Here is a 24,687-nt window from a genome sequence, read left to right as displayed (position 1 = left end):
GGAAGAACTGCGCGGAGCGCAGTTCTTCCACCAAAGGTCCAGGGCTTGCCCTGGTTCGGGTCGAGGGGCGAACAGCCCCCGCGGGGTCCGGGGCGGCGCCCCGGCGCGGCGGCCCCATGCACAGGCCTCGTCAGAACTCCGCGACTCGCCCGCCCATCATCACCTTGCGGACCCCGTTGATGACGACGTTGATGTCCGCCAGGGGGTCGCCCTCGACTGCGATGATGTCGGCGTAGTAGCCCACTGCGACCTTTCCGATCTCGTTCTGCGCGCCGATGCTCTCGGCTCCATGGATGGTGGCGGCACGGAGCGCCTCGAGCGGGGTCATCCCGGCCTGCACGAACCAGGCGAGCTCCTTCGTATTTTCACCGAATCCGGTGAACACGGCGTCCGAGCCCATCGCCATCTTCACGCCCACCAGGTGCGCCTGGGTCGCGCTCGCGAGGTTGTCCTGGATGTACGCCTCGAACTTCTGCTCCAGGTCGGGGGCGTAGCCGAAGAACGCGAGGTTGTCCTTGTAATATCGGTTGTGATCGATGGTCGGTACGTAGATCGTCCCCCTGTCGATCATGTTGCCGCAGTCCACCGTGTCGAGGCCCTCCGGGTGCTCGATCGAGTCCGGGCCGGCCATGATGGCGAGCTTGGCCGTGTCCTGGTGGTATGCGTGGATCGCGATGGGCAAACCCTCCTCGTGTGCCGTGTCGACCAGCAGCTTGAGCTCGTCGTACGTGAACGTCGGCGAGCACTCGAGCGTCTGGTCGGTGCACTTGTCGGCCCATACTTTCACGATATCGGCGCCGCGCAGCACCAGCAACTGCACCCAGGCCTTCAGTTCCTGGGCGGGGACCGAGTTCGGGTACTTGTAATTGCTGATCCCGCCCATCGCGGTGAACACACGCGGTCCCGGCGTCTTGCCGGCTTTGATCTCGTCGCGCAGGTTCATCAGGAGAAAGTCGCGGCCTCCCTTGTCGATCGTGGTGGTGACGCCGGTCTTGAGCGTCGCCAGAGCGGCGCCGCGGGCCAGGTCCATGTACTTGTAGGGGTCATTGTTGACCAGCCAGGTCACGCGGCTCCAGGGGAGCGTGCCCGGCTCCTGGTCTGTCTGGTAGGAGAAGTGGACATGTGCATCGACGAGCCCGGGGAGCCCGGTGTACGCCGTCCAGTCGATGACACTGGCTCCGCACGGAATCTGCTTTTCATCCGTGCCGACGTAGCTGATCCGATCTTCGTGGGTCACGACGATCGCGTTGTCGATGACCGAGCCATCCTCGGGATTGACGAGCTTGCCAAACCGAATGGCCTTGTCGGTGGTCATGCATTCGCCGCCGCCGGTGCCTCCGGTGCCGCCGTTGCCTCCGGTGGCACCGGTGCCGCCGGTGCCGCCGTTCCCGCCTGTGCTGCCGGTGCCGCCGGTGCCTCCGGTACCGCCGGCGGCGCCTGTGCCGCCGGTGGGGTTCTCATTTCCCGATCCGCAATGGACCGTCGCAAGGATGGTGAAGGCCAACAAAGACGCTCGAGAAGCTAGTTTCCACATGAGAGCCACCTCATTCTGTCGATTGCCGAACGGAGTGGGGAAGGCCGAGGTCGCGGTTGCCTCGGCTCCCCCACAAGTCACTGCGGGCGCCCTACCGGCGCTTCAGGGGCAGGGGCCTGCGTACGGGTAGCCATTCGCGTTGGCGCACGTGGCCGCCTTCGACGACGACAGCGCGGCGAACGTGACGTCGGCGCAGCCATTGACGTTGCCGGTGTGATAGACGTACGTGCCGACCGTGCCCGTGGCGATGGTGTAGCCGGGGTAGGCCGCCTGCCCGCATTGCATGGCCTCGCTCAGCGAGTTGGCCAAGTACACGGCGCTCCCGAGCAGGCAGCCGTAGTAGTTTTCGATACCCACGGAGAAGTACTGCGACTGCGACCCGGCCGTCTGCCCCGAGCACGTCTGCGGGGGGCATTCGCCGCAGTCTTTCGCGCAAGATTGGCAGCTCTCGTTGTTGTCGCAGACGCCGTTGCCGCAGCACGAGCCGCAGTCTTGCTGGCACGAGGCGCACGTCTCGCCGACGCTGCCATTGCAGACGCCGTTGCCGCAGCAACCGCCGCAATCTTGCGAGCAATTGCCACACCACTCGGAGCCATTGCAGACCCCGTCGCCGCAATTGCAGTCGGACGGGCAGCTCGACGGCGTCTCGCCCTCGTTGCACGCGCCGTCGCCGCAGCCGACCACCATGCACTCGCCGAACCACTTGCGGCACAGGCCGTACTGCGTGTCGTTGGGGAAGCACACCTTCCCGTAGCCACGGTTGTAAATCGCGCCTTCCGTGAACTTCGTCTTCTGCACGCCGCCGTCATCGGACAGCCGGCACTCGACCGAGCGTCCGTCGGGCAGCGTCGCCTCGCCAAACCAGCGCCGGCACACGCCCGCGGCGCCGTTGCCCGGCACGCACGCCTGGTTGCCCCCCGGCGAGAACACCGCGTCCGACGGGCCCGCCATGTCGGCCCCGCCGTCGTTGAAGACCCGGAAGAGCACCGGCGTGTGGCTCGGGTCGGTGGTTTGGCAGCGGCCGAACCACTTGCGGCAGGTGCCGCCCGGGGTGCCATCGGGCACGCACGCCTGGCCCGAGCCGCTCGCAAGGTAAATCGCCTGCGACGGCCCGACCATGTCGGTGTAGCCGTCGTTGAACACGTAGCACTCGACTCCCTGCCCAATCGGCAGCGTCGCGCACTGGCCCGGCACGCCCGCCGCGCCGCACGCCTGCCCATAGGGGCACGAGCCGCCGGTGCAGATGCCGCCGCAGCCGTCGGGCGCCCCGCACGCCTTGCCCGAACACTGGGGCGTACACCCACACTGGGCGTACACGCCGCCGCCGCCGCAGGTCGTGCCCGCCGGGCAGGAGCCGGCGCTGCACTTGCCGCCGCAGCCGTTGGACGCCCCGCACACCTTGCCCGTACAGTTGGGCACGCACGGGTCGGGGTCGCCGGGCGGCGGTTCGCACGTCTCGCAGGTGGCGGCAGCGCTGTACGAGTCGACGTTTTCGTCTTCGAGCGGAGCGTCTTCGGGCGTAGCGCCGCACGCGCCGGCGACAAGCGCACCCGCGACCAAGGCCGCCGCGACGCCGAGCACGCCCCGGTGCGAGCCCCTCCGGGGACCGGGAGAACTCGAGCCGACGGGTCCCGTCGCGCGCTGCGGATCCCCGCCCTCGATGCCATCCGAAGGCGCGACCGATTTGCGAGCCGTCCCGAAGATGGCCGAGAGCACCGAGAAGGAACGCTTGGAATCGATGTGCGGTTTCATACGTGCAAGCTCCCCGATAGGCCATGCGTCGCGACGTCGTAGGTCTCGGCTGGCCAAGTCGAACGGGAGTTTGGGAGCGGGGGCGTGACTGAAGCGTGACAGGAGACGGCAAGCAGATTTTCGTCGCGCTTCCGCGCCGATGGCTCGGTTCCTCACGGGAGCGCGCAGCGTGATCACGAGCCGCTCGCCCGACACCGACCCGCATCGCCGGTTGCTGCTCGATGGTAGCGGCCTGACCAAAGGTAGGGCTAGACTCGGCACCGCATCCTTAATCGCCCCCGCCTCCCGTCGCGCGACGCGCTGGAGGCATCCCAGGTGACCGCGCCACGTGCACTCTCAGGGCAGCTCCACAAAAGTGATCATGGACTGGCGTCTCTTCGTGCTGGGAGAGGTCCGCCTCGTCGGCCCCTGCGGTCCGGCAAGGCTCGAAAAGAAGGCGTTCGGGCTCCTTGCCTACCTGGCGGTCGAGGGGGAGACGCCGAAGTCCAAGCTCGCCGGGCTGTTGTGGTCCGACTCGCCCGAGGCGACGGCGCGGGCCAACCTGCGGCAACTCCTCCGGCGGCTGAAGATGGCGACCGGCGACGTGCTCGTGAGCGGCGCCGATCCGCTGGCTCTGGCGGCCTCCGTGGACGCGGACGTGAGCGCGCTGCGAGGCGCGCGCCGCACGGAGCTCGCAGCGCGCGCCACCGAGCTGCCGTTGGGCCGGCTGCTCGGTCAGCTCGAGTTCGACGACGCACCGCTGTTCGACGAGTGGCTGCACAGCGCGCGAGCGAACGTGGACGCCGCACGACGTCAGGCGATCGCCGCCGCGATCGACGAGCACGAGCGAAGCGGTCGTCTCACCGACGCGCTCGCGCTCGCGGCGCGCGCCGTGGAGCTCGAACCGTGTTCGGAGGACGCGCACCGGCAGCGAATGCGCCTGCTTTATGCCGCGGGAGATCGTGGCGAAGCGCTCGCGGCCTTCCAGCGCCTACGCACGATGCTCGGACGGGACCTCGGCATCGAGCCTTCGCGCGCCACGACCGAGCTCGCCCGCGAGATCGCGCGATCCGCCGAGCAACGAGGGCCGAGGTCCGCGCCGCCCGCGAGAGCGATCCCCCTCTCCGTTCTCCGGCCTCCGGAGCTCGTGGGCCGCGAGGAGGTGTGGGCGCGCATGGAGGCGGCTTGGGCCGCCGGCCAAGCCATCATCATCGGCGGTCCGCCCGGCATCGGGAAGAGCCGTCTCATGCACGATTTCCTCAACGCGGTGGCAAGGCCGTTCTTCTTCACGGCCCGCCCCGGCGATCGCGCCGTGCCCTACGGGACGCACGCGCGTGTGTACAGCGAAATGATGGTGAAGATCGACGCGGCGAAGCTCGCTCCCTGGGCGCGCGCCGAGCTCGCGCGGATCGTGCCGGGGCTGGGGCAGGCGCCGGGGCCAATGGAGAGCGAGGCGGACAAGTTACGCATGCTCCAGGCCAAGGTCGAAGCGCATCGCCTCGCGGCGCGCGAAGGCTACGACGCGTTCGGCTTCGACGATATCCAGTTCGTGGACGCCGCGACCGCGGAGGCCGGGCAGTACGTGATGGAGCAGTTGTTCCAGGACCCGACGGTGAAGCTTCGCGCCGTGCTCTGCTATCGCGCGGGCGAATTGCCCGAGGCGATCATGGCGGCCATCCGCGAGGGTGTGGCCTTTGGCCTGGGGATCCACATCGAGCTCGATCCGCTCCCCCCGGCCGGCGTGCGGCAGCTTCTCGGGAGCCTCGACGTGCCCGGCATCGCCGACATGGCCGACGCGATCACGAGCTACGCGGGCGGCAACCCGCTCTTCGTGCTCGAGACCGTGAAGCACGTGATCGCGTCGGGTACGCTCTCGCGCGCCGAAGTCGCGCGCATGCCCCCCGGCCGTATCGGCGTGGTCCTCGAACGCACGCTCTCGCGCCTGTCGGAGCCGGCGTTGCAGATGGCGCGCGTGCTCGCGCTGCTCGGCTCGAACTTCACGCTCGCGAGCGCGTCAGCCGCGCTCGAGGCCAGCGCCGCTGCCACCGCCGCTTGCTGGGCAGAGCTCACGGCCGCGCACGTCGTGCATGGCATGGGCTTCAGCCACGATCTCATCGGGGAAACCGTCCTCGCGACGCTCCCGCGCCCCGTCGAGGTGCTGCTGCGCCGCCGGCTGGCAGTGGCACTCGAAGCGCTGGGCGGAGACCCTGCCCTCGTGGCCGAGCAGTGGCGCGGCGCAGGCGAACCGTGCATGGCAGGTCGAAAGCTGATGGATGCGGCGACGTCGTCCCGCAGCGTCTTCTTGCCACGCGAGGCCGCGGTCTTCTACGAGCGCGCCGCCGAGGCATTCCGCGAGGGCGGCGACCTGGTCGCGGCGAGCGAGGTGTTCAAGATGCGCGATCGGCTCCTCCAGCCGGCGGGGGCCGCCGTCTAGACGGGAGGCGCTTCGCCGGGGCGCCGCCCCGGACCCCGCGGGGGCTGTTCGCCCCTCGACCCGAACCAGGGCAAGCCCTGGACTCGTGGTGGAAGAACTGCGCGGTGCGCAGTTCTTCCAACAGGCCCGTGGAACCGCGTTGCCAGTCGAAAAGGCAGCGCGGCTGTCTTGATTGGCAGGATCGTCGCTGGTCTTGCCTCGACCTGTTCGATGAACTGCGCATCGCGCAGTTCATCGACCCCGGGTCCAGCGCTTGCGCTGGTCCGGGTGCAGGGGCGGACAGCCCCTGCTGGGGCCTGGGGCAAAGCCCCAGCGCAGCGCCTCCCAGATGAGACCCATGCTCCGCTGCAGGAGCTGCGTCAGGCGCCCTGTGCCTGACCTTCGGTCGTTTCGCTGCTGGCTTCGTCGCCTTCGTCTGTGTCTGCGATTGCGAGGGCGGACCTCGTGCGAACCTCGTCGAAAAAGAGCTCTTGCGTGACCTTGTCCCGCGGAAGCTCGGCCTGGACGCGGGCCATCACCTCGGCGTACATCGTGAGGAACTTGTCCTTCGCTGCGTTCCGAGCTGCGCGGAGATCTCGTGCCTTTTGGACGGCGTTCTGACGGTTCTCCAGGGCGGCCTGATAACGCTGCCGGAATGCGCTGATCTCGACCTTCTCGGCCTCGGCTTCCGACCACAACGATTGGGCGGCGGCGAGCCGCCCTTCGAGATTGATCATGGCCTCGACCTGCGAGGGGCCGACGAGCCGGGTGATCGGGGCGGATCCCTCTGGGAAGACCAGGCTTGCGATTCGCCCGTTTCGCTTGCTGTCGGCGATCTCGATCTTTTGCTGCGAGAGCCGGATGCGCCGATCGGAGAGGTAGTTCTCGTATTTGATGTCGACGCGCCTGGGGAGAATGGCCTTGACGGCCTTCTCGTACTCCGCCTGCGCTGCCGCGAGCTCGGCGGCTCCTGCGCTCATCTTTTCTTCGAGCGCGACGAATGCGGGATGGGAAGAGAACTTGCCGAACATGCACACGGAGTGGCTGGCGAGATCGAGGCACTTCGAGACGGGGGTGTTCCGCATGGGCGATTGCATCGAGGCTCCTCCTGGAAGGGGACACGCGCCGGGGAAGCAGGAGTGCTCGGGGCACGTGGGTTTCGTGGGTGCGGGTCGTGAGCACCGCGCGGGCTGTTCGACGCTGCGGCGGAACTTTTTCTGTCCGACTGATTCTTGCTCTCGTGAGGTGGGGGGAGAAGCGACGCCCGCGGCTGCGCCCATGCAAATCGAGCGCGAGCGCCTGCGCGGTCGTCCTTGCACCGGCGCGAAGGCGCCCGGTACACGTGCACAGCGCGGGATGCACTGGCGCAAACGCGGCTGTGACGCCGTGATCCGCGCCCTCGCGTCGATGCAAACGCCGAAAGGAACACGTCAGGGCGACGCTCGGACGCGCGCAAGTGCTCCCGCGCCGCGTGCTCGACGTCCCTTGAACCCGTGCAAGGCACTCGGCGCAGGTCGTTTGGAGCACCTTGCACGCGTGGAACACCCACCGAGCAGCTGCCATCGGGCGATTTGCACGCGTGCAAGGCGCGTGGCATACGAGGCTCTCAACCCCATCTTCCGAATTTGGCCAAACAGCAGGCGCGCATTCCCACTCGACCAAGCGCCTCGGAAACGCTCACGACCGACAGAGGCCTGACCATCATGTGGAACCGCTCGGCAATCCATGTGGCGTGCGCCTGTGCTCTTCTGGCCATGCCCGCGTGCGGCGGCATGAACCAGAAGGAAGCCACGGCGCCCGGCGACACCGCACCCACGGTGCCGAAGACCGATCCCGCTCGAACGCAGACGCCGGCCGCGCCCAATCTGCTCGTTGCCCTCGACCAGGGACTGCGCCCCAACGTGATCGCGCGGGACGATGCCATGCCGCGCTGGTCCTTGGCCGAGCGCATGCGTCACTACAATGTGCCCGGGGTGGCCGTCGCGGTCCTGAGGAATGGCGAGGTGGTGCAGGCGGTCGGTTATGGCGTGCGCGAGAGCGGCACACAGGACAAGGTCGATGGCGATACGCTGTTCTCGGTCGGGTCGATCAGCAAAGTGGTGACGGCGGCGACGACGCTGCGGTTGGTCGCGCAGGGGCAGCTGGATCTGGACCGCAACGTCGACGATTACCTGAAGCGCTGGAAGCTACCGACCTCGGCCGAGATGCCGAAGCCGCAGGTGAGCCTGCGCATGCTGATGTCGCATACTTCGGGGCTGGGCGTGCACGGATTCGCGGATTACCAGCCCGGCGAACCGCTGCCGACCCTGGTGCAGGTGCTCGACGGGCAGAAGCCGGCCAAGGGCCAGGCGGTGCGGTTCGAACACACGTCGGGGCTGCTCAACGATTACTCGGGCGGCGGCGTCACGGTGGAGGAGGTGGCGCTCGAGGACGCGACGGGCAAATCGCTGCGGCAGCTGGCCGAGGAGCAGGTGTTCGTGCCGCTCGGCATGCGGCGAAGCACCTTCGAGAGCCCGCTGTCGGCCGAGCGCGGCAACATTGCCAAGGCGCACGACGGCAATGGCGCACGGACTGCGTTGCCGCGTGGCTTTCAAAGTTTCGCCGAGACCGGGGCGTCTGGCTTGTGGACCAGCGCGTACGATCTGGGGCGGTTCGTATGCGGCTTGATCAAGAGCTACCAGGGACGCGCCGACTTCCTGCCGCAGCCCCTGGCGACGGCAATGATGACCGAGGTATCGCCGAGCGTGTTCGGCCTGGGGCCGCGCCTGGGCGGCACCGGCGTGGGCCGACATTTCTTCCACATGGGCGCCAACGATAGCTACCTGGCCTTCATGGAAGGTTATCCGGAAACGGGCGACGGCTATGTGATCCTGACCAACGGCAGCAAAGGCGGCCAACTGGCCGTCGAGATTCGCAACGCGCTCGCCGACGCGATCGGCCTGGGCGCGCATCCGCCGCTGCGCACCGTGTCGCTGCGTGTGCCGCCGTCGCCGGACTACGCGGGCCGCTACCGGCTCGACGCTGCCGTGCCGATGGACCTGCGCCGCGCTTTGGCCGACAGCTTCGAACACGACTCCATCCAGGTGCGGATTGCTGGCGACGCGATCGAGCTCGCGGTGCCGGGCCAGGACAAGCCGATGCCGCTGCTGCCGCTGGGGCCGGCGCAGTTCGTGCAGGCCGGCCTCTACATGTACGTATTCGATTTCCGCCGCGACGCCTGGGGCAAGGTGCGCGGGGTGACGGTATCGATCCCCGAAGCGGATTCGGTGGCGTACTACACCCGTGAGTGATTCCGCCTACGCGCTCCCGGCCGCGCCGAGGAACTCGTTGGTCGATCGCATCTTCGCATAGGCGAACCCGAGCGCCGCCATGAACGCCGCGTGGGCGTGCGCTGCGGGGACCCGCACGCCGTTGAACTCCAGATCACGCGAGGCGCAGGCGTCGTGAATGACCGTGACGGCGTAGCCGAAGTCGGCGGCCGCGCGCGTCACGGCATCGATGCACATGTGGCTCATGCTGCCGCAGATCACGACCTCGGTGATGCCATGGCGGTCGAGCACCGCCTTGAGGTCGGTGTCCCGGAACGAATTGATCTGGTGCTTCACCACGACATGCTCATCGTCCCGATTGAGCACCTTCGGGTGAATCTGCGCGCCTTCCGAGCCGGGGGCGAAGAAGGGGGCGTCGGCGCTCGGGAATTCGTGGCGAATGTGGACGACGAGGTCGCCCTTGCTGCGGGCAGCGGCGAGCAGTCGAGCCGCATTGTCGGCGGCGGCATCGGCCCCGCTGAGCGTCCACTTCCCTCCAGGGAAATAATCATTCTGGATATCGACGATGATGAGAGCACGCGCGGCCATGTTTCGATCCTTTCCCCCCCGTAGAGCAACGGCACGTCTACCACGATGCTCTGGATTTGGAAAGGGACGGCCCGCGCCTCCGTCCTCCCAGCCGAGGGCGCTCGACGGATTGGAATGACGAGCTCAGACCCCGGTCTCGGCCTGGATGCGCCCGTTCTTCACCGCGGCCACCAGCGCTTGGTGGTCGCGCTCCGTCTGGTCGGCGTAGGCGCTCGCGAATGCGGCGGTCGCCTTGTCGAAGGAGTCCCCCTTCCCGAGGTAGGCCGCGATCGCGATCCGATCGCCCGAGCGCGCATGCGCACGCGCCAGGGTCCAACCGCAGAGACTGCCGTACGTCGTCAATGCGGCCCGATCCAGCGAGGCGATGTCCACCGAGAACTTCCAGTCGCGTAGCTGGCGCACGTAGAAGTCGCGCTCGATCCCGCCTGTGCCCTTCACGCGCTGCCAGCCGAGGAAGATGTCGCTCGCGGCCTGCATCAGCCGCTGGCCCACCACCACGCGCTGGCCGCTGTTGGGGTATCCGCTCTTGCCGAGGAACGGCTCGAGGGCCGACGCATGCGCCTCCTTCGCTTGCAGGAAAAGCGGGTCCTTGTTGTCACGGCCGAGAAGCAAAAGGATCCAGGCGCGCGCGCCGACACTCCCGACCCCGACGACCTTGTGGGCCATGTCCGCGAAGTCGTACTCCTCCAGCAGGTGCCGCCGATCGGCCTCGAGGGTCGAGCGGTAGCCGCGCAGGAGCTCGCGCACCTGCTGCTCGAGCTGCTCGCGGGCCGGGCCCTTCAGGAACTCATCCATCGGGACGATCAAGGGAGGATCGCTGATGATTCGCCGCCGGCCGCCGACCTCGTGCGTCAGCTTCTCGTAGGCATGAATGCTGTCCTTCGTCCGAGCCTTCGCGAGGTTGTGCTCGGTGACGTGCAGACGCTTGTGACCTACCCGCGAGCCGAACTGGTGGAACACCTGCTCGGTGTCGAGGCTCGCGTACCAGACGTCGAGGTTGCCGAGCTGTCCGAAATTCCGCATGGCCTCGCGGTATTCGCGAACGGTCGTCTGGACGATGTCCGAGCGCGCCGACTTCGACAAACCGTTGTCGCGCCCGGCGAGCTCCAGGCTCGCGGCCAGCCGCTTCACATCCCAGTCCCACGGTCCCGGCAGCGTCTCGTCGAAATCGTTGATGTCGAACATCATGCGCCGCTCGGGGGAACCGAAGACCCCGAAGTTCGAGAGGTGTGCGTCGCCGCAGAGCTGTACCCTCAGGGCCGAGCGCGGGGCGGTGGCCAGATCGGAGGCCATGATGTACGCGGCGCCGCGGTAAAACGTGAACGGCGAGACCAGCATCCGGCCGTAGCGGATCGGCACGAGCTCGGGCACGCGGGTCTTTACTTGCTCCTCCAAAAGCGCGATTGGATCGGGCCGGTGGGGCGGCGCCTCCCAGGTCGCGTGGGCGGCGCGTGGAATCTCCGCGCGCGTTGCCTTGCCGCGCGCCGCGCGCTCCTCGGCGGAGAGGTGCGGCATCGCCCACTCCCCCATACCCGTTACGGATCCCTCGATTGATGATCTATCGATGGTGGCGATCTCCGTCATCCGTCCCTCCCTCGGCGCTCCTCCCACGGCCGGACGGGACGCGCCGTTCCGATCCTCGCCGGTCCGTCCGACACACGCGCGATGCTCAAGGGCCCATCGTGCGCCGCACATCGATCATCGCCTGCTGGCTCACCTTCATAGCGCCCTCCTGCGGGTGGTCGAGGTCGGCAGTCAACATCAGGACGACCGAGAGGCTCATGACCACCGTCGCGAGCGTGGGGGACCGGGGCGTCTTGACCAGACCGGCGTGATAACCCACGGCCAAAAGGTTCAGGATCGCGATCAGGTAGAGCGCCGCCCACAGGGCGTCTGGAATACCGCCCCGAACGGCGACCTTGACGCGCATCGCGTGGAGCTCGATCGTCCTGTTCAGCGACTGGATGAAGAGCCCCACGACGGTCGACTCGGGTTGGTCTCGTCCGACGGACTCCGCCTCTTTCCACAGCTCCCGGTGCAGCTCCTCCGAGCGCCGCAATGCGTGCTCGACGTTTCCGAGCCTCACCGCCTCCAGACGCACGTCCACGTATTCACGCAGCATCTCGCGGACCTTCGCGCCGCGGTCGCCGGGGAGCAGGCCGGCGCGCAGGTAGGTCGTCTCGATGGTATTGGCCTCGTCCACGACGATCTGTTTCCTGGCCTCGAAGCGGTTCGCTGCGAGATTGAACGTGAATGCCAGGACGAGCGCCAGCAAGCCCATCGTGGTCGTGACCAGAGCGAGCACGTGGGCCCCGTGCTCCTGCTCGGATCGACGCAGCCGGTACGTTCCCAGCCGATAGCCGCCCTCGACGGCGAGCAGGAGGGTCACGATCGTGCCCCCCAAGAGCATCCAGAGCGGAAATTGGTCGAGCGGTCCAGCCGCGAACATGGGTGCACCTCGCTTCAATCACGACGTTTTGCCGTCGCGAAGACGGAGCATGTCGTCGCGGCGCCGGCACGGGCGGTCGCCTTCCGTCCGATAGCCCGGCTGGCACTTGGCTTTATGGCCGCGATCCCTGGCGTGAGGTCAACCAAGCCAAGCTCGATCTGTCAAGTTCTTTCACCGAGGTTGTGCCCGCGTTCCGCTGACGAGAGCCCATGTGGCTCCGTTGCCGGCAGAATTGGTTTGTCCACGGAAGGCGCTGCGCTGGGGCTTTGCCCCAGGCCCCACCGGGGCTATCCGCCCCTGGACCCGGGGCCTACGCAAGCGCTGGACTCGGGGTCGATGAACTGCGCGATGCGCAGTTCATCGAACAGGCCAGGTCAAGACCAACGACGACCCTGCCCGTCGCCAGCGTGCAACGCACCTTCCTGGTCTTGCCACCGGCCTGTTGGAAGAACTGCGCATCGCGCAGTTCTTCCACGAACGGTCCAGGGCTTGCCCTGGTCCGGGTCGAGGGGCGGATAGCCCCCGCGGGGTCCGGGGCAGCGCCCCGGCACGGCGGCCCCAAGAAGAGACCCATCCTCAGCACCCCATCAAAACAACGTGAGCTGCTTCCTCCGCGGATCCGGCCCCTTCTTCGGCAGATCGGCCCTCTCCTCGGTGAGGAGCCGCTCCTCGATCTCGCGCAGGAACGGCGAGGCCTCCGTCGCCGCGGGTTTGCCGTGACGCACGCGTTCACGCGCGTAGGAAAGGAACAGGCGTTCACGCGCGCGCGTCATGCCCACGTAAAAGAGCCTGCGCTCCTCGGCCACGTCGGCCTCTTCCTCGCGACCTTTGAATCGTAATGGCAAGAGACCGTCCTCGCAGCCCACGACGAGCACCACCCGAAACTCGAGCCCCTTCGAGGCGTGCAGCGTGAGCAGCGAGATCCGATCCGCCCGCGGATCCCACGTGTCCACCTCCACCTCGAGCGCCACCTCCAAGCGGAATCGCTCCGCGTCTTCCCCCGACCGCGCCGCAATGACGAGCAGCACCGCGAGCGCCGCGTCGACGTCCGCCTCTCGGAACGACGGCGCCTCCTCGCCCTCCCCCGGCGTCTTCGAGGCTGCGTCCTCGGGCTCCTGCGGCGCCGCGATCTCCTCCCGCACGCGCGCCGCCGCGGACTCCAGCGAAGGCGCGAGCGGCGTGCCCTGCGTGTATGTCGCGACGAACGACCGCACGATTGCCATCGCCGCCGCCCGCTCCAGCACCCGATCGTGCGTGCGCCGCTGGAATGGCATCCCCGAGCGCCTCAACGCCTCGACGAGTGCGTGTGCCTGCGCGTCGGTGCGATACAGGATCGCCACGTCGCCGAAGGCGTGGCTCCCCTCCCCTTCCGTGGATTCGACACGACCCGAATCCATCGAAAAGAGCGAGGTACCGCCGACGAGGCGCTCGATCACGTGCACGACCCACTCGGCCTCGGCGCGCTCGGTCCGCGCCTCGTGGATCACGATGCGGCTCCGATCCTCGATGAGCGGGCGGAGCACGCGCTCGCCGACCGTCGGCGAGGGCGCGATGACGCCGAGCGCGGCGTCGACGATCGTGCGCGTCGAACGATAGTTTTTCCCAAGGCGCACCACGCTCGCCGCGGGGTAATCCTCCCGGAATCGAAAAAAGAACGAGACGTCCGAGCCGCGGAACCCATAAATGGCCTGATCCGGATCGCCGATCGCGCAGACGTTTTGCGCCTCGCCCGCGAGGAGGAGCAGGAGGCGGTATTGCCGTTCGTCCACGTCCTGGAACTCGTCGACCGAGACGTGCACGAAACGCTCGCGCAAGGCCGCGAGCACGTCGGGGCGGGATTCGAGAAGCTCGACCGCGAGCGTGACGAGGTCGTCGAAATCGACGAGGTTCCGCGCGGCGAGCCCCTCCTCGTACGCGGTCCACGCACGGTCGAGATCGGTCCCCGGGGAATACTCTTCCGGAAACCGTTGCAATGCCTCGGCCCGCCGCGCCACGCGCCGCTTCCACCGCGAGATCGCCGTGCAGAGCTGCGTCGCTTTGCGTTCGGTCACGGAAAGCGCCTCGGCGACGAGGCCGACCCGCTCCCGCTCCCCCGCAATGCCGATCTCCGCGCGGTCGCCATGATCACGCAGGATCAAGAGCCCGAGCGCGTGGAACGTCATCGCCGGCACGCGCTCTCCCGCTTCGCCGAGGAGCACCACGAGCCGCTCGCGCATCTCGTCCGCGGCGCGGCGCGTGAACGTGATGGCCAGGATCCGCTCGGGTGGGACGCCTTGATCGTGGACGAGGTGCGCGATGCGATGCGTGAGCGTGCGTGTCTTGCCCGTGCCCGGACCCGCGACGACGAGCAATGGCCCCCGCACGACCTCGGCCGCCGCGCGTTGATCGGGATCGAGGCCGTCGAGCAAGGACGGGGGCGTTTCCGGCGCCGCATTCGACTCGACGCGCGGCGCAAACAGCGTGACCTCCGGCTCCTCCTCCGTCGTGGCTTTTTTCTTGCGGCCGGGCTTTTCCGCGGAGCGCGCTGATTTCTTCGGCGCCGGCGTCGGGCTCGGCTCGTCCTCGAAGAGGGGCGCGACCACGAGGCGGCGCTTGATCTCGTCCGGCGAAAAGAGCCGGATTGTCCCGTAGAGGCCGTCATATCCGGCCTCGCGGATCACGCGCCCCTCGCGCATCCGCGCGATTCCCTCCGAGAGGAGCGACGAACCCGCCCGCGTGATGTCTTCGAGCGGCGCCTCTTGCAGAATGAAGAGCTCCGGCCCGAGCCGGGACAGCAGCCCCCGATAACTCTGCTCCACCACCTGGCTCGACGGCCCCACGGATGCGAGCTCGGCGAGGACCTCCGGCAGCGGGACGACGCTCCGAAAATCGGGGGGATTCTCCGGCCTGTATCCTTCGTCGCGGTCGGCGAGCGTCTCGACGCGATGGAGCACGCCCACCGTCACGGGGCGCCCGCAGGTCGGGCACATCTCGCCGCGGGCGAGCGTCTCCGAGGGTTCGAGGCGCACGCCGCACGCCCGGTGCCCGTCGAGGTGGTATTTGCCCTCCTCGGGGAAAAACTCCATCGTCCCGACGAACCCCTCGCCCGTCTCCAGGGCGTGGCGGAGCGAGAAATAATCGATGGGACCGTCGAAAACCGTGGTCTCGCGCCCGAGCTTCGGCGGCGAGTGCGCGTCCGAGCTCGACACGAGGCGGTAACGGTCGAGCCCGGAGAGCCGCCAGTTCATCGCCGGATCCGAGGACAAACCGGTCTCCAGCGCGAAGACGTGCGGGGCGAGATCCCCGTAAGCCTCCTCCACCGCGTCGAACCCAGCCTTCGAGCCGAGCACGGAAAACCAGGGCGTCCAGATGTGCGCCGGCACGAGATAACTCCCGGGGCTCGACGCGAGCACCATCTCGAGGAGGTGCCGCGAGTCGAGGCCGAGGATGGGCCGGCCGTCGGCGTTCAGGTTGCCGACGCGCGCGAGGGCCGCGACGAACCGCTCGGCCGCCTCGAAATCGGGCACGTACACGAGGTGATGCACCTTCCGGACGCGCTCGCCTTTCTTGTAAATGGTCGAGATCTCGACCGAGAGCATGAACCGCACGGTCCCCCGGCAAGGCCCTTCGAGCCGCGCCGAAACGGCCTGCTCGACATCACTCTGCAGCCGAAAAAGCCCCGGCTCGGCCGGTACGAGCTGCCGCTTGAGCTCCGCCATCCAGGCCGGATGCGTGAAATCGCCCGTGCCCACGACCGTGATCCCCTTCCGCCTCGCCCACCAGGCGAGGTGAAACAGGTCACAGTCCGAACTCGTAGCGCGAGAGTACCTCGAATGGACGTGGAGGTCTGCGTGGTATCGCATGTTTGTCTCTCGGGAACCCCTACGCCGCACCTAGCCGAGATCCTAGGCCTCGTCAAGCGGGGAAGGTTCGAAATGGTTTGGCGACCTGGAACCTCAGGTTTGGCGCCATGGAACCAGACGCGGCGGAGGTTTTACCGGAAGGACCGCCCCATCCAGAGATAGAACCCGGCGAACACGGCGACGAAGAGGCATGCCCGAAGCCGCTCGCAACCGATCGCAGGAGGGCCGTTGTTCGGCCGTTGTGAAAGGTTCGTTTCCCTGATACGCACGAAAGTGGTCCGGATGAGCGACGATCGATACCACCGCCGCCTCTTCGTGTTCCTCGGCGTGGCGAGCTTCTTCGAGGGGTTCGACACCTTCGCCCTCACCCAGCTCCTGCCCGCGATCCGCGCCGAAATGGGCCTCTCGCCGAGCGACGCCGGCTGGCTCGTCGGGGCCATCTGCGCCGGCTCGATCCTCTCCTACGGCCTCGTCCGGTACGCCGACCGCGCCGGGCGGCGCGGCGTCCTCGCCGTCACGATCCTCGGCTACGCCCTCTGCACCGCGCTCACCGCGCTCGCCCGCGGACCGTTCACCTTCGGCGCCGCGCAGATCGCCGCGCGGTTTTTCCTCATCGCCGAGTGGGCCCTCTCTCTCGTCGTAGCCGCCGAGGAATTCCCCGCCGATCGCCGCGGCCTCTACATCGGCGTTCTCAATGCGCTGACCGGCGTCGGCGCCATCGTCTGCGCGGGGATCACGCCCGCCGTGGTCCAGTCGCCCCTCGGCTGGCGAGGCATCTACGTGCTCGGCACCGCGCCCCTCTTCCTGCTCGCCGTCGCCCGCAGATCCCTGCGCGAGACGCGCCGCTTCACCGAACAGGTCGAGGGCACGAGCCTCGCGAAGCGGCCGTTCACGCAGATCCTCTCCCCGCCCCACCGAAAACGGATGCTCCTGCTCGCGGCCATCTGGATGCTCACGTACGCGTGCACCACGAACGCGATCATGTTCTGGAAAGAGCACGCGATGGGGGAACGCGGGTACACGGAGGGGCGCGTCGGGCTTTACATCTCGATCGCCGCCGTCGCCGGGCTGCCGCTCGCATTCCTCTCCGCGAAGCTGCTCGACGTCATCGGCCGGCGCAGCGCCTCGATCGTCATTTACCTCTCGGTCGTGGCCGGCACGGTGGGCTGTTATCTCGCCGGAGCCCCTGCGCTCGTCCTGATCTCGCTCGTGCTCGCGATGGGCGGCATCACGGCGACGGGCTCCGTGCTCGCCGCTTACAACGCCGAGCTTTTTCCCACGGAACTGCGCAGTGACGCTTTCGGGTGGTCGAACCACCTTTTCGGTCGCACCGCGCAAGTCGTCACGCCCGTCGTCGTCGGGTACGCCGCCGAATCCGTGGGATGGGGCAAGGCCGTGTCTTCCACCGTCGTCTTCCCGGTGATCGCCCTCGCCCTGATCCTCCTCACATTGCCGGAGACGCGTGGTCGCGAGCTGGAGGATATCGCCTGAATCGCGTGCTATCGTGCACGCATGGCCGACGCGCCCGAATCCGCCGCGGAGACGAGCCCCCCTGGGCGAGATGCATTCACCGTCCACGCCTACGGTCCGGCCACGCGGACATTGGCGGTGGCGCTCCGCCTCGCCGCGCTCCTCAACGTCCTCTACGTCGCCGCGCACATCGTACGCGATATCGTGACCGGCTCGAAGACCGCGCCGCCGATCGCCGTCGCTTTCGGCATCGCCTTTTTCTCCGGCGGCCCCCTTCTCCTCGCGCTGCTCCTCGGCCGAAACCATCGAGGCAAAGCCGAGGTCGGACCCGCGCGGCTCGCGCTCACGTTACGCCGCGAGCGATTCGAGATTCCCTTCGATGCCATCCAGGCCATCCGTCCGTGGCGCGTGCCGATCCCCGGTCCGGGCCTCCGGCTCGTCCTCGGCTCGAACCGCTCGTTCCAGCGCCGCCTCGTGCTCCCCGATCCCGCGAGCTTGCTCGAAGCCCTGGGCGAAAAACTCCCCGCGGCAAAATCCGCGCTCGATCACCCGGCCATTCGTTTCGCCGAGGCGCGGCGCGCGCTCGGGCGGCGGCGGTGGCCTTATTTCGTGGTGAAATACGGGCTCATCCCGCTCGGCCTCGCGATCATCCTTTTCCGCCTGCACCAGTACATCGTGTATGGCGGGGCCTTCGGGCAATATCATCTCTTTGGCCTCGGCCCGTACCTCGGCGCATTTTTCGTCCGATGGCTGGGTGTGCTCGGCGCGCTCGTCGTGTACGGGGGGCTCGTGCGGCTCGTCGTGGAGGTGCTCGCGCTCGGCGCGACGTACCTGCTCCCGCGTCGCGCCAAGGGGCTGCGGCGCGCCGCCGAAATCGTCGCGGACGTCGCGTATTTCGTCCTGATCCCCGCGTACGTCCTCGCGCATCTCCTCGCCTGATCCGGGAACCCCTGATACAATCGGGGGACGCATGGCTGGGACGCTGGAGACGACATACCGCACCGCCTCGCCGGGGAGACCTCACACGCCCGAGGCCGAAGCCGAAGCCGCGTCGGAGCTCGCCCGACGCGCGAGCCTTTTGCACAAGCTCGTGATCGTGCCCTGCGTCCTGCTCGGGCTGGGGCTCGGCGTCGCGAGTTATTTCCTGCTCCGGAACCTCCAGTTCGAACTCCTGGGCGCGCACATTCCGTGGCTCACGGCCATCGTCGGCATCGGCGGCCCGCTCGGCGGGTCGTTTTACGTCGCCGAGCGCGTGGCGTCGTTCCTCAAGGCGCTGCGGCGGGGCCCGTGGCTCGAGGACGTCGCCGCTCGGTACGGCGTTCCGGTCGAGACGCTCGAGGATTACGCCGCCCTGCTCTGAACCACCACGCGTGCCCGAGGAGGAGCGCGGCGAGCGCGAGGAATGCAGGCGCGCGCAGGTGCCCGAACGCCATCATTGGCGTCACAAGGCGCGCGGCAAGCTGGACCTCGGCGGCGAGTGTCTCCTCCTCGTCGAAACGCGTCCTTGCGAGGATTTCCCCGTCGGCGGAGACGATCGCCGAAATGCCGGAGTTCGTGGCGCGCACCTGGGGCAGACGCGTCTCGATGCTGCGGAATGCGGCGGACACGAGGTGGAGCCTCGGGGCGCGTCCGTCCGGGAACCACGAGTCGTTCGAGAGCGTGACGATGAGATCCGCGCCCTTCGCCGCGGCCTCGGCGACGAACCCGGGGAAAAGGACGTCGTAGCAGATGAGCGGCAAAGCGGTGACGTCGTCGTGCCCGGACGAACCTACTCGCACGACCGCCGGCCCCGGCCCTCGTTTCCAGTGTCCCGCCCAGGGCATCAGGCTGCGCAGCGAGGGCGAATCGAGCATCGGCGGGACCCACTCGGTGAACGGAAAGAGCATGCGCTTGCGGTAGGAAGCGCGCCGCACCTTGCCATTCCCGTCGTTGGTCAAGAAAAACGCCGCGTTGTACTCGTCGTCTCCTTCGCTCTCGTAAGACCCGAACACGAGCGGGACGCCGGTCTTCGCCACGAAGGCGCCGATCTCCTCGTCGAAGGCCGCGCCGTCCTCGCTCTTCGGCGCGCCGAACGTCGTCGGATAGACGGTCTCGGGCCACACGAGGAGCTCGAGGCTCTTCCGTTCGCGAATCGCGTCGGAGAGCTTGAAATGCGTGTCGAGGATCGTGCGAACGGTCTCGAAGGCGCCCTTTTCGGCGCGTAGCTTGTCGTAGTTCGTGATGTTCGCCTGGACAACCCCGACCAAGATCGCGGGCCTCGTGTTCGCCTCGGCGAGCGCCGCGCGCCGGGCTCGACCATACCCCACGCCGGCGAGGACAGCGAGGATCACGAGCGCCGCCGGCAGAGCCGGATGAGCGAATCCGCGGTCCTTCGGCGCCCGCACGAGGCGCACGATCGAGAGCGCGAGGCCCTCGTTCACGAGGAGCAAGAGGAACGAGAGGCCGTGCGCGCCGACGATTTCGGCCCCCTGGCGCAACGACGCGGCCGGGTGGAGGCCGAGCCCGACGGTATCGAAAAAGAGCTTGGGAAACACGAGCTCGACACCGACGTACGCCGCCGCGGCCGCGAGCGCGGCCCGGAGCGCGGGGTATGGACGATCGGCGCGCCGCACGGCGAGGCGCACGAGGGCAAACACCACGAACTGCGGTTCGAGCACGGGCGCGAGGAGCAAAAAGAGAGGCCAGACGAGGCTCGGCGAGGTCGCCGCGTACGAGGCGGCCGTTTCGGGGAACCAGGGGAAAACAAGCGCGACGAAAAAGACGCTCATCACGAGGCCGGCAAAAAGCGCGTCGCGGCGGCGCTCGGCGCGCTCCAGCGTGAGGAGCCAGGGCACGAAGGCGACCAGACAGGCGAGGTACGACGAGCCCGCCGTGCGGCTGCAAACGCCAAGCAGGTATGCCGAGGCGAATGCGCCGAGCGCGAGGACGAGGAGCCGATCCCGGAGGCGCTTCGAGGTCCAGAATCGGCGCAGTCGCTTCGGGAGCGGGCGCGTGCTCATGGTTCTTCGTCCGCGGGCTTTTCCTCCTCGACGCCGGTTTGTCCGGGATCGGCATTCGAGGCGGGGCCACGTTCGTCGCGGTCCGCATAGGCGTCCGCCGGGACCTCCAGGGAAGCGAGGGGCAACCCCTCCGGGGCCATGTCCGGCGGGACGACACGGTCGGGCGGAATCGGAATCACCTTGCCGTTCGCGTCGACGAGCTCGTAATCGGGGTGGTAGAGCAGAATGGGTTCGAGCATCCGCCCCTTGTCGGTCGCCTGGTAATGCCGCACGTACCCGGGCGGCAGCGGAAAATCGTCGGGGACGACGAGGCCTTGCTTGATACGTTTCGTCCCGGGCGCGGGGAACGCGTGAATGCCCGTCTTGGTTTTCGACGCGGTTCCTGGATTTCCGGCAGGGTCGTCGGAAGCGGAAGCTTCATCCGGAACATCCTCGCCTTCCGGGTCCGGATCCTCGACGCCGATCACGCGTGCATTCGGCGCGACGTCTGCCGCGGGGGCGGCTCGCGTGGCCAAGCGGAGCGTCGGCGCGCCCTTGGGACGCGCAGGCGCGCGGACCTCCGTGGTTTGTCCCGGTTTCGCTGTCGTGCCCGAAGCCACTTCGGCCGGCGTCTCCGCTTGCCATTTCCACGACAGAAACGCGACGATCCCCGCCGCGACGAGGCCGAGGGTGATCGGCCCCATGGGAAGACCGCCCCGCCGGAGCTCGACAAGGACGACGCCGTCCCGGTCGACGGATCGCCTTCCGGCACCACGCGAGCGCTCGGCAGGGCGTCGTTTCGTCATGGATCGCTCAGGGCGCGAGCGGGTTGAAGAGCGAATGCGCCCAGCCAGCGCGCTCGTGGCCGTACCGGTTCCAGACCGGGTTCTTGCCGCCCACGATCTGCGCGCCCGAATACTCCGGCGCGCCCGAGCCGGAGCCCGTACCGCCGAAGAGGCCGACATAAAGGGTGCTGCCCGAGTACGAGGGGTGCGTGTCGTCGGAAAGGATGTAGTCGAAGCTCGTCCCCGAGTTCTCGAAATGGCTGTTCGCGTCCCGGATCGTGCCGCGCAGCGTGCTCGTGATACGCGTCACGTAGGCGTCCTCGGTTTCGCCTGGGATGTAGCGGAGCCCGTCCGAGTCGATTTTGCCATCGCCGTTGGAATCGTAGTCGGCGCCCATGTACTCCGCGAACGCGTCGACGCAGTCGAAGCCGTATTGCGCCGCGAGCTTGCATGCGCGGTAATTGCTACGCGCCAGGCGCGGGAACATGGCGGTTTGCTTGTTGACCTTCTGCCCCGAAGACGCGTCCGTGCAGCTCGACGTGGCGTTGTCGGCGTCGTAGCCGGGGTAGTAGAGGTTCATGATCATCTTCTTCTTCGTCGCGGCGTTCGTGTTCGCGTTGATGAACTGCATCGCGAGCTCCTGGTACTTGGTACAGTTCGCCAGCGCCGTGTCGAGCACGCCGTAGCTACACGTTCCGGACTGATCGGCGAAGCTGTCGCGCGCCTGCAAGAAGTCGTTGCCGCACATCTCGAACGTCACGACGCGCGTGTTCGCCGTCTGCATGTGCGATTTCTCGGCGACGATCTTGTTGTTGTAGATGTCGTCGGCCTTCGCGCCCGACTTCGTGCGCCTGATGACCTCGATGTCGCTGTTCCAGCTATTCGAGAGATATTCACCCTGAACCCAGGTGGCGGCGCGCTTGTCGACGTTCGACAGACTGCCATTGTAGCCCGCGAAGATGGAGTCGCCGTATGCAACGACGCGATATTTTGCCGTCGTGCCCGCCCGGTCGATCGTCCACGAGCTGTTCTGCGTCAACGTATTGGCCAGCGCTTCGCGGCCTCCCAGCAGGATCCCGAGCGAAAGAACGGCCTGGCCGAGGCGAAGGGCCGCGACGTTTCCAATGGTGCGCATGACATTCCTCTCCTCGACGATCGCGAAGGATCGTCATCACATGGTCCGCCGGCATCGGCGCGTGGACAAAGGAAACCACGGGCCGGCGTCTATTCAATAACGTAAGTCCTGATCTGTCAACGCGCGAATCGCTGATGGATTGCGTGCACTTCCCATGGAATGTTGCGTGACCAGTGGAGGCGTTGCTCGCGACGCATTGCGAAATGGAGCGGGGCGCCCTCCGCTGCTACACTCGCGCCGTGCCCGACCCCTCGTCCGAGCGCCCCTCTCCGCTGACCCGGCTCGTCGCATCGCTGCACGGCGCGTGGAGGCTCGGGATCACGATCCTCGTGGCCGCGACGCTCGGCGGCGCGCTCGCCGTGCTCGCGCCGAAGCTCCTGTCCCAGCCGGATCACGTGATCACGGAACGGCCGACGCCGTCCCTGCTCCACGCGATCCGCGAGGTGTCGCGGCTGGAGACGGCCGAGGTGCACGTGGAGAAGGTCGTCGACCTGACGGACCGGCAAAGCGCATTCTTCGGGCTCGTCGAGGCGAAAGACGCGCTGCTCCTGGTCGCCGTCGGGCGCGCAGTCGTCGGCGTGGATCTCGGCAAGATGCGCGAAGAGGACGTCTCGTTCGATCCAAAGACCGGCGCCGCGCGGATCGATCTGCCCGAGCCCGAGGTGCTCTCCGCAACGCTCGACGAGGACGGGACATACGTGTTCTCGCGGTCGACGGACCTGCTCGCGAAGCGGAACGAGCAACTCGAAGCAAGCGCGCGCAGGCAAGCGCAACGCGCAATCGAGGCCGCCGCACGCACGCCCGACGTGATGCGCCGCGCGCGAACACAAGCCGAGAAGCAGCTCTCAGCGCTGGCGAAGGCGCTCGGCGCGAAGCGCGTCGAGGTTCACTTCCAATCCCGAGATCGGTGATACGGCGAGCGGCGCTCCCCGCCACCGCCCCCAACCGCCGCGCCGGGGCGCTGCCCCGGGCCCCGCGGGGGCTGTTCGCCCCTCGACCCGAACCAGGGCAAGCCCTGGACCTCAGGGGGAAGAACTGCGCGATGCGCAGTTCTTCCCACAGGCCGGTGGCAAGACTGCGAAGGTGCGTCTCACGCCGTCGGCGTCATGGGTCGAGACGTCAGCGCTGCTGTCTTGGCTGGCGGGGTCGTCGTTGGTCTTGACCTGGCCTGTTCGATGAACTGCGCAATGCGCAGTTCATCGACCCCGGGTCCAGCGCTTGCGCTGGTCCGGGTCCAGGGGCGGATAGCCCCGGTGGGGCCTGGGGCAAAGCCCCAGCGCAGCGCCTGCCAGTTTGTCGGCGCGCCGAACCGTTTGTCCCTTCTCATCTGCCGTTTGTCCGTGTACCGTCTTCCCCATGACGGAAGCGCGATCCACGGCTCCGCAGCGCGGCGACTCCGCAGGCGCGGAGTTCGTCCGGGCTATGTTCAACCTCATCACAGGCGCGCTGAGCATCGGCGTCGCGGTCATGTGTCTCGTCAACGTCTTCGGCTCCACCATCGAGGTCGACCGTCTGGCGAGCCATACCGCCTGCGAAGGCCAATCGGCGACGTGCCAAACACAATATACGATGTGGGAGCGAACGCCCTGGGCGCACACGCTCCAGTTATCGACGCCCGCGGGGACGAAGTCGGTGCAATGCCAGCGCGAGCACATCCTCGTCGGTGCATGGCACTGCACGGAGCTCGGCAAGGCGGTCACGACGACGCCGAGCGCAAGCGCCGCGCCTGCCGTCGCCTTCTCCACGACCGCGCCGCGAAGCGTGGCGCCGAAAGGCAGGCCCCCGGAGCCTTCGCCGTCGCCTCCCGCGCCAAGCGAGGGCGACCGTTAGCCCCGCCGCCGCCCCACGTAGGCCCGCGCGCGCACGACGCCGCGCTCGTAGAGCGGGACGATCGAAGGCGAAAAGCCCGCCTTGCGCAGCTCGGCGAGGAAGGCGTCGGCGGGATACCCGCTCCACACCGCGTAGGCGCCGCCTGGACGCAGCGCGTTGAAGGCGAGGCCCAAGCCCGCCTGCGTATAGAGGCGTGCGTTCGTCCGGAACGACGCCCAGCCTGGGCCGTTGTCGACGTCGAGCAGGATGGCGTCGAGGTTCGAACGACGGCCGATCTCCTCGGCGACGTCGGCGTGCACGAGCTCGACGCGCGGATCGTCGAGCACGCCTGGGGCCACGTGCGAGAGCTCGCCGCGCACGATCTCCGCCACGGCGCGGAGTTTTTCCACGACGATCACGCGCGTCTCGGGGCCCACGGCCGCGAGTGCCGCGGCGAGCGTCGCGCCGAACCCGAGCCCGCCGATCAGGATCGTCTGCGGCGAACGGTCGTCCCGGGCAGAGCCGGCGAGGGCGCCGAACGCCCGCTCGGTTTCCAGGGCTTTGCTGGAAAGGATGGGAGTTTGGCCGAGCAGGAGCTCATGATGCGTGCCGAGATCACGGAGCACGAGCGTCTGACCGGCTTCTTCGAGGACACGAACGACGGCAACCACCCCCGGAGTTTAC

18 protein-coding genes are annotated in these 24,687 nt (G+C 67.9%); 7 read left to right on the top strand and 11 right to left on the bottom strand.

Annotated features, from left to right (window positions below; genetic code table 11):
* Positions 1-130 precede the first annotated feature (130 nt).
* Together KEG38_RS24390 and KEG38_RS24385 are read right to left on the bottom strand one after the other, a co-directional pair.
* A complete protein-coding gene (locus tag KEG38_RS24390) occupies positions 131-1,534 on the bottom strand; it encodes an amidohydrolase family protein (protein ID WP_272422282.1) in 1,404 nt (467 codons plus the stop codon).
* A gap of 102 nt (positions 1,535-1,636) precedes the next feature.
* On the bottom strand, positions 1,637-3,286 hold the full coding sequence (locus KEG38_RS24385) for a hypothetical protein (protein WP_272422278.1): 1,650 nt from the start codon (positions 3,284-3,286) through the stop codon (positions 1,637-1,639).
* A gap of 361 nt (positions 3,287-3,647) precedes the next feature.
* On the opposite strand from KEG38_RS24385, the gene KEG38_RS24380 reads away from it, so the two are divergent.
* Positions 3,648-5,699: an ATP-binding protein gene (locus KEG38_RS24380; protein WP_272422277.1), complete on the top strand. Its 2,052-nt coding sequence runs from the start codon at positions 3,648-3,650 to the stop codon at positions 5,697-5,699.
* A 359-nt stretch (positions 5,700-6,058) separates the two neighbouring features.
* On the opposite strand, the gene KEG38_RS24375 is transcribed toward KEG38_RS24380, so the two are convergent.
* Positions 6,059-6,775 carry a hypothetical protein gene (locus KEG38_RS24375; RefSeq protein WP_272422276.1) on the bottom strand — a complete coding sequence of 239 codons (717 nt, stop codon included), beginning with the start codon at positions 6,773-6,775 and terminating at the stop codon, positions 6,059-6,061.
* 528 nt (positions 6,776-7,303) lie between these two features.
* On the opposite strand from KEG38_RS24375, the gene KEG38_RS24370 reads away from it, so the two are divergent.
* The gene (locus KEG38_RS24370) at positions 7,304-8,968 is read left to right on the top strand and encodes a serine hydrolase domain-containing protein (protein WP_272422275.1); all 1,665 of its coding nucleotides are present in this window, start codon (positions 7,304-7,306) and stop codon (positions 8,966-8,968) included.
* Between the two features lie 6 nt (positions 8,969-8,974).
* Here the strand turns inward: KEG38_RS24370 and KEG38_RS24365 are convergent, their stop codons facing one another.
* The 4 genes from KEG38_RS24365 to KEG38_RS24350 all read right to left on the bottom strand — a co-directional run bounded on the left by KEG38_RS24365 (position 8,975) and on the right by KEG38_RS24350 (position 15,715).
* Positions 8,975-9,535 carry a cysteine hydrolase family protein gene (locus tag KEG38_RS24365; RefSeq protein WP_272422274.1) on the bottom strand — a complete coding sequence of 187 codons (561 nt, stop codon included), beginning with the start codon at positions 9,533-9,535 and terminating at the stop codon, positions 8,975-8,977.
* 123 nt (positions 9,536-9,658) lie between these two features.
* Entirely contained in the window at positions 9,659-11,119 is a 1,461-nt protein-coding gene (locus KEG38_RS24360; RefSeq protein ID WP_272422273.1) for a DUF2252 domain-containing protein, read from the bottom strand.
* 85 nt (positions 11,120-11,204) lie between these two features.
* The gene (locus KEG38_RS24355; protein ID WP_272422272.1) at positions 11,205-11,984 is read right to left on the bottom strand and encodes a bestrophin-like domain; all 780 of its coding nucleotides are present in this window, start codon (positions 11,982-11,984) and stop codon (positions 11,205-11,207) included.
* A 587-nt stretch (positions 11,985-12,571) separates the two neighbouring features.
* Entirely contained in the window at positions 12,572-15,715 is a 3,144-nt protein-coding gene (locus KEG38_RS24350; RefSeq protein ID WP_272422271.1) for a UvrD-helicase domain-containing protein, read from the bottom strand.
* Positions 15,716-16,108: 393 nt separating this feature from the next.
* Here KEG38_RS24350 and KEG38_RS24345 point away from each other — a divergent pair, with 393 nt between their 5' ends.
* The 3 genes from KEG38_RS24345 to KEG38_RS24335 are packed head-to-tail and all read left to right on the top strand — an operon-like array spanning position 16,109 to position 18,656.
* Complete coding sequence (locus KEG38_RS24345; RefSeq protein WP_272422270.1) at positions 16,109-17,317, top strand: MFS transporter; 1,209 nt, start codon at positions 16,109-16,111, stop codon at positions 17,315-17,317.
* Positions 17,318-17,338: 21 nt separating this feature from the next.
* Positions 17,339-18,235, top strand: coding sequence for a hypothetical protein (locus tag KEG38_RS24340; RefSeq protein ID WP_272422269.1), 897 nt, complete (start codon positions 17,339-17,341; stop codon positions 18,233-18,235).
* 31 nt (positions 18,236-18,266) lie between these two features.
* Positions 18,267-18,656, top strand: a complete 390-nt coding sequence (locus KEG38_RS24335; RefSeq protein ID WP_272422267.1) for a hypothetical protein — start codon at positions 18,267-18,269, stop codon at positions 18,654-18,656.
* Here the strand turns inward: KEG38_RS24335 and lnt are convergent.
* Genes lnt through KEG38_RS24320 form a run of 3 tightly spaced genes read right to left on the bottom strand, consistent with a single transcriptional unit; the run spans position 18,562 to position 22,194 of the window.
* A complete protein-coding gene (gene lnt / locus KEG38_RS24330; protein ID WP_272422266.1) occupies positions 18,562-20,295 on the bottom strand; it encodes an apolipoprotein N-acyltransferase in 1,734 nt (577 codons plus the stop codon). The genes KEG38_RS24335 and lnt overlap by 95 nt on opposite strands.
* Positions 20,292-21,080 (bottom strand): hypothetical protein, encoded by a 789-nt coding sequence (locus tag KEG38_RS24325; RefSeq protein ID WP_272422265.1) that lies wholly within the window; start codon positions 21,078-21,080, stop codon positions 20,292-20,294. Before KEG38_RS24325 ends, lnt begins: the two co-directional genes overlap by 4 nt.
* Before the next feature lie 7 nt (positions 21,081-21,087).
* Positions 21,088-22,194, bottom strand: a complete 1,107-nt coding sequence (locus KEG38_RS24320) for an SGNH/GDSL hydrolase family protein (RefSeq protein ID WP_272422264.1) — start codon at positions 22,192-22,194, stop codon at positions 21,088-21,090.
* A gap of 239 nt (positions 22,195-22,433) precedes the next feature.
* Between KEG38_RS24320 and KEG38_RS24315 the strand changes: the two genes are divergently transcribed.
* Together KEG38_RS24315 and KEG38_RS24310 are read left to right on the top strand one after the other, a co-directional pair.
* On the top strand, positions 22,434-23,105 hold the full coding sequence (locus KEG38_RS24315) for a DUF4230 domain-containing protein (RefSeq protein WP_272422263.1): 672 nt from the start codon (positions 22,434-22,436) through the stop codon (positions 23,103-23,105).
* A 445-nt stretch (positions 23,106-23,550) separates the two neighbouring features.
* Positions 23,551-24,024 carry a hypothetical protein gene (locus KEG38_RS24310; protein ID WP_272422262.1) on the top strand — a complete coding sequence of 158 codons (474 nt, stop codon included), beginning with the start codon at positions 23,551-23,553 and terminating at the stop codon, positions 24,022-24,024.
* On the opposite strand, the gene KEG38_RS24305 is transcribed toward KEG38_RS24310, so the two are convergent.
* Entirely contained in the window at positions 24,021-24,674 is a 654-nt protein-coding gene (locus KEG38_RS24305) for a polyamine aminopropyltransferase (protein WP_272422261.1), read from the bottom strand. The genes KEG38_RS24310 and KEG38_RS24305 overlap by 4 nt on opposite strands.
* Positions 24,675-24,687 lie beyond the last annotated feature (13 nt).

Origin of the sequence: Polyangium jinanense (assembly GCF_028435265.1) — a bacterium.
In the GTDB taxonomy this organism is placed as follows: domain Bacteria; phylum Myxococcota_A; class Polyangia; order Polyangiales; family Polyangiaceae; genus Polyangium; species Polyangium jinanense.
This window is presented reverse-complemented; position numbering and strand designations above follow the sequence as displayed.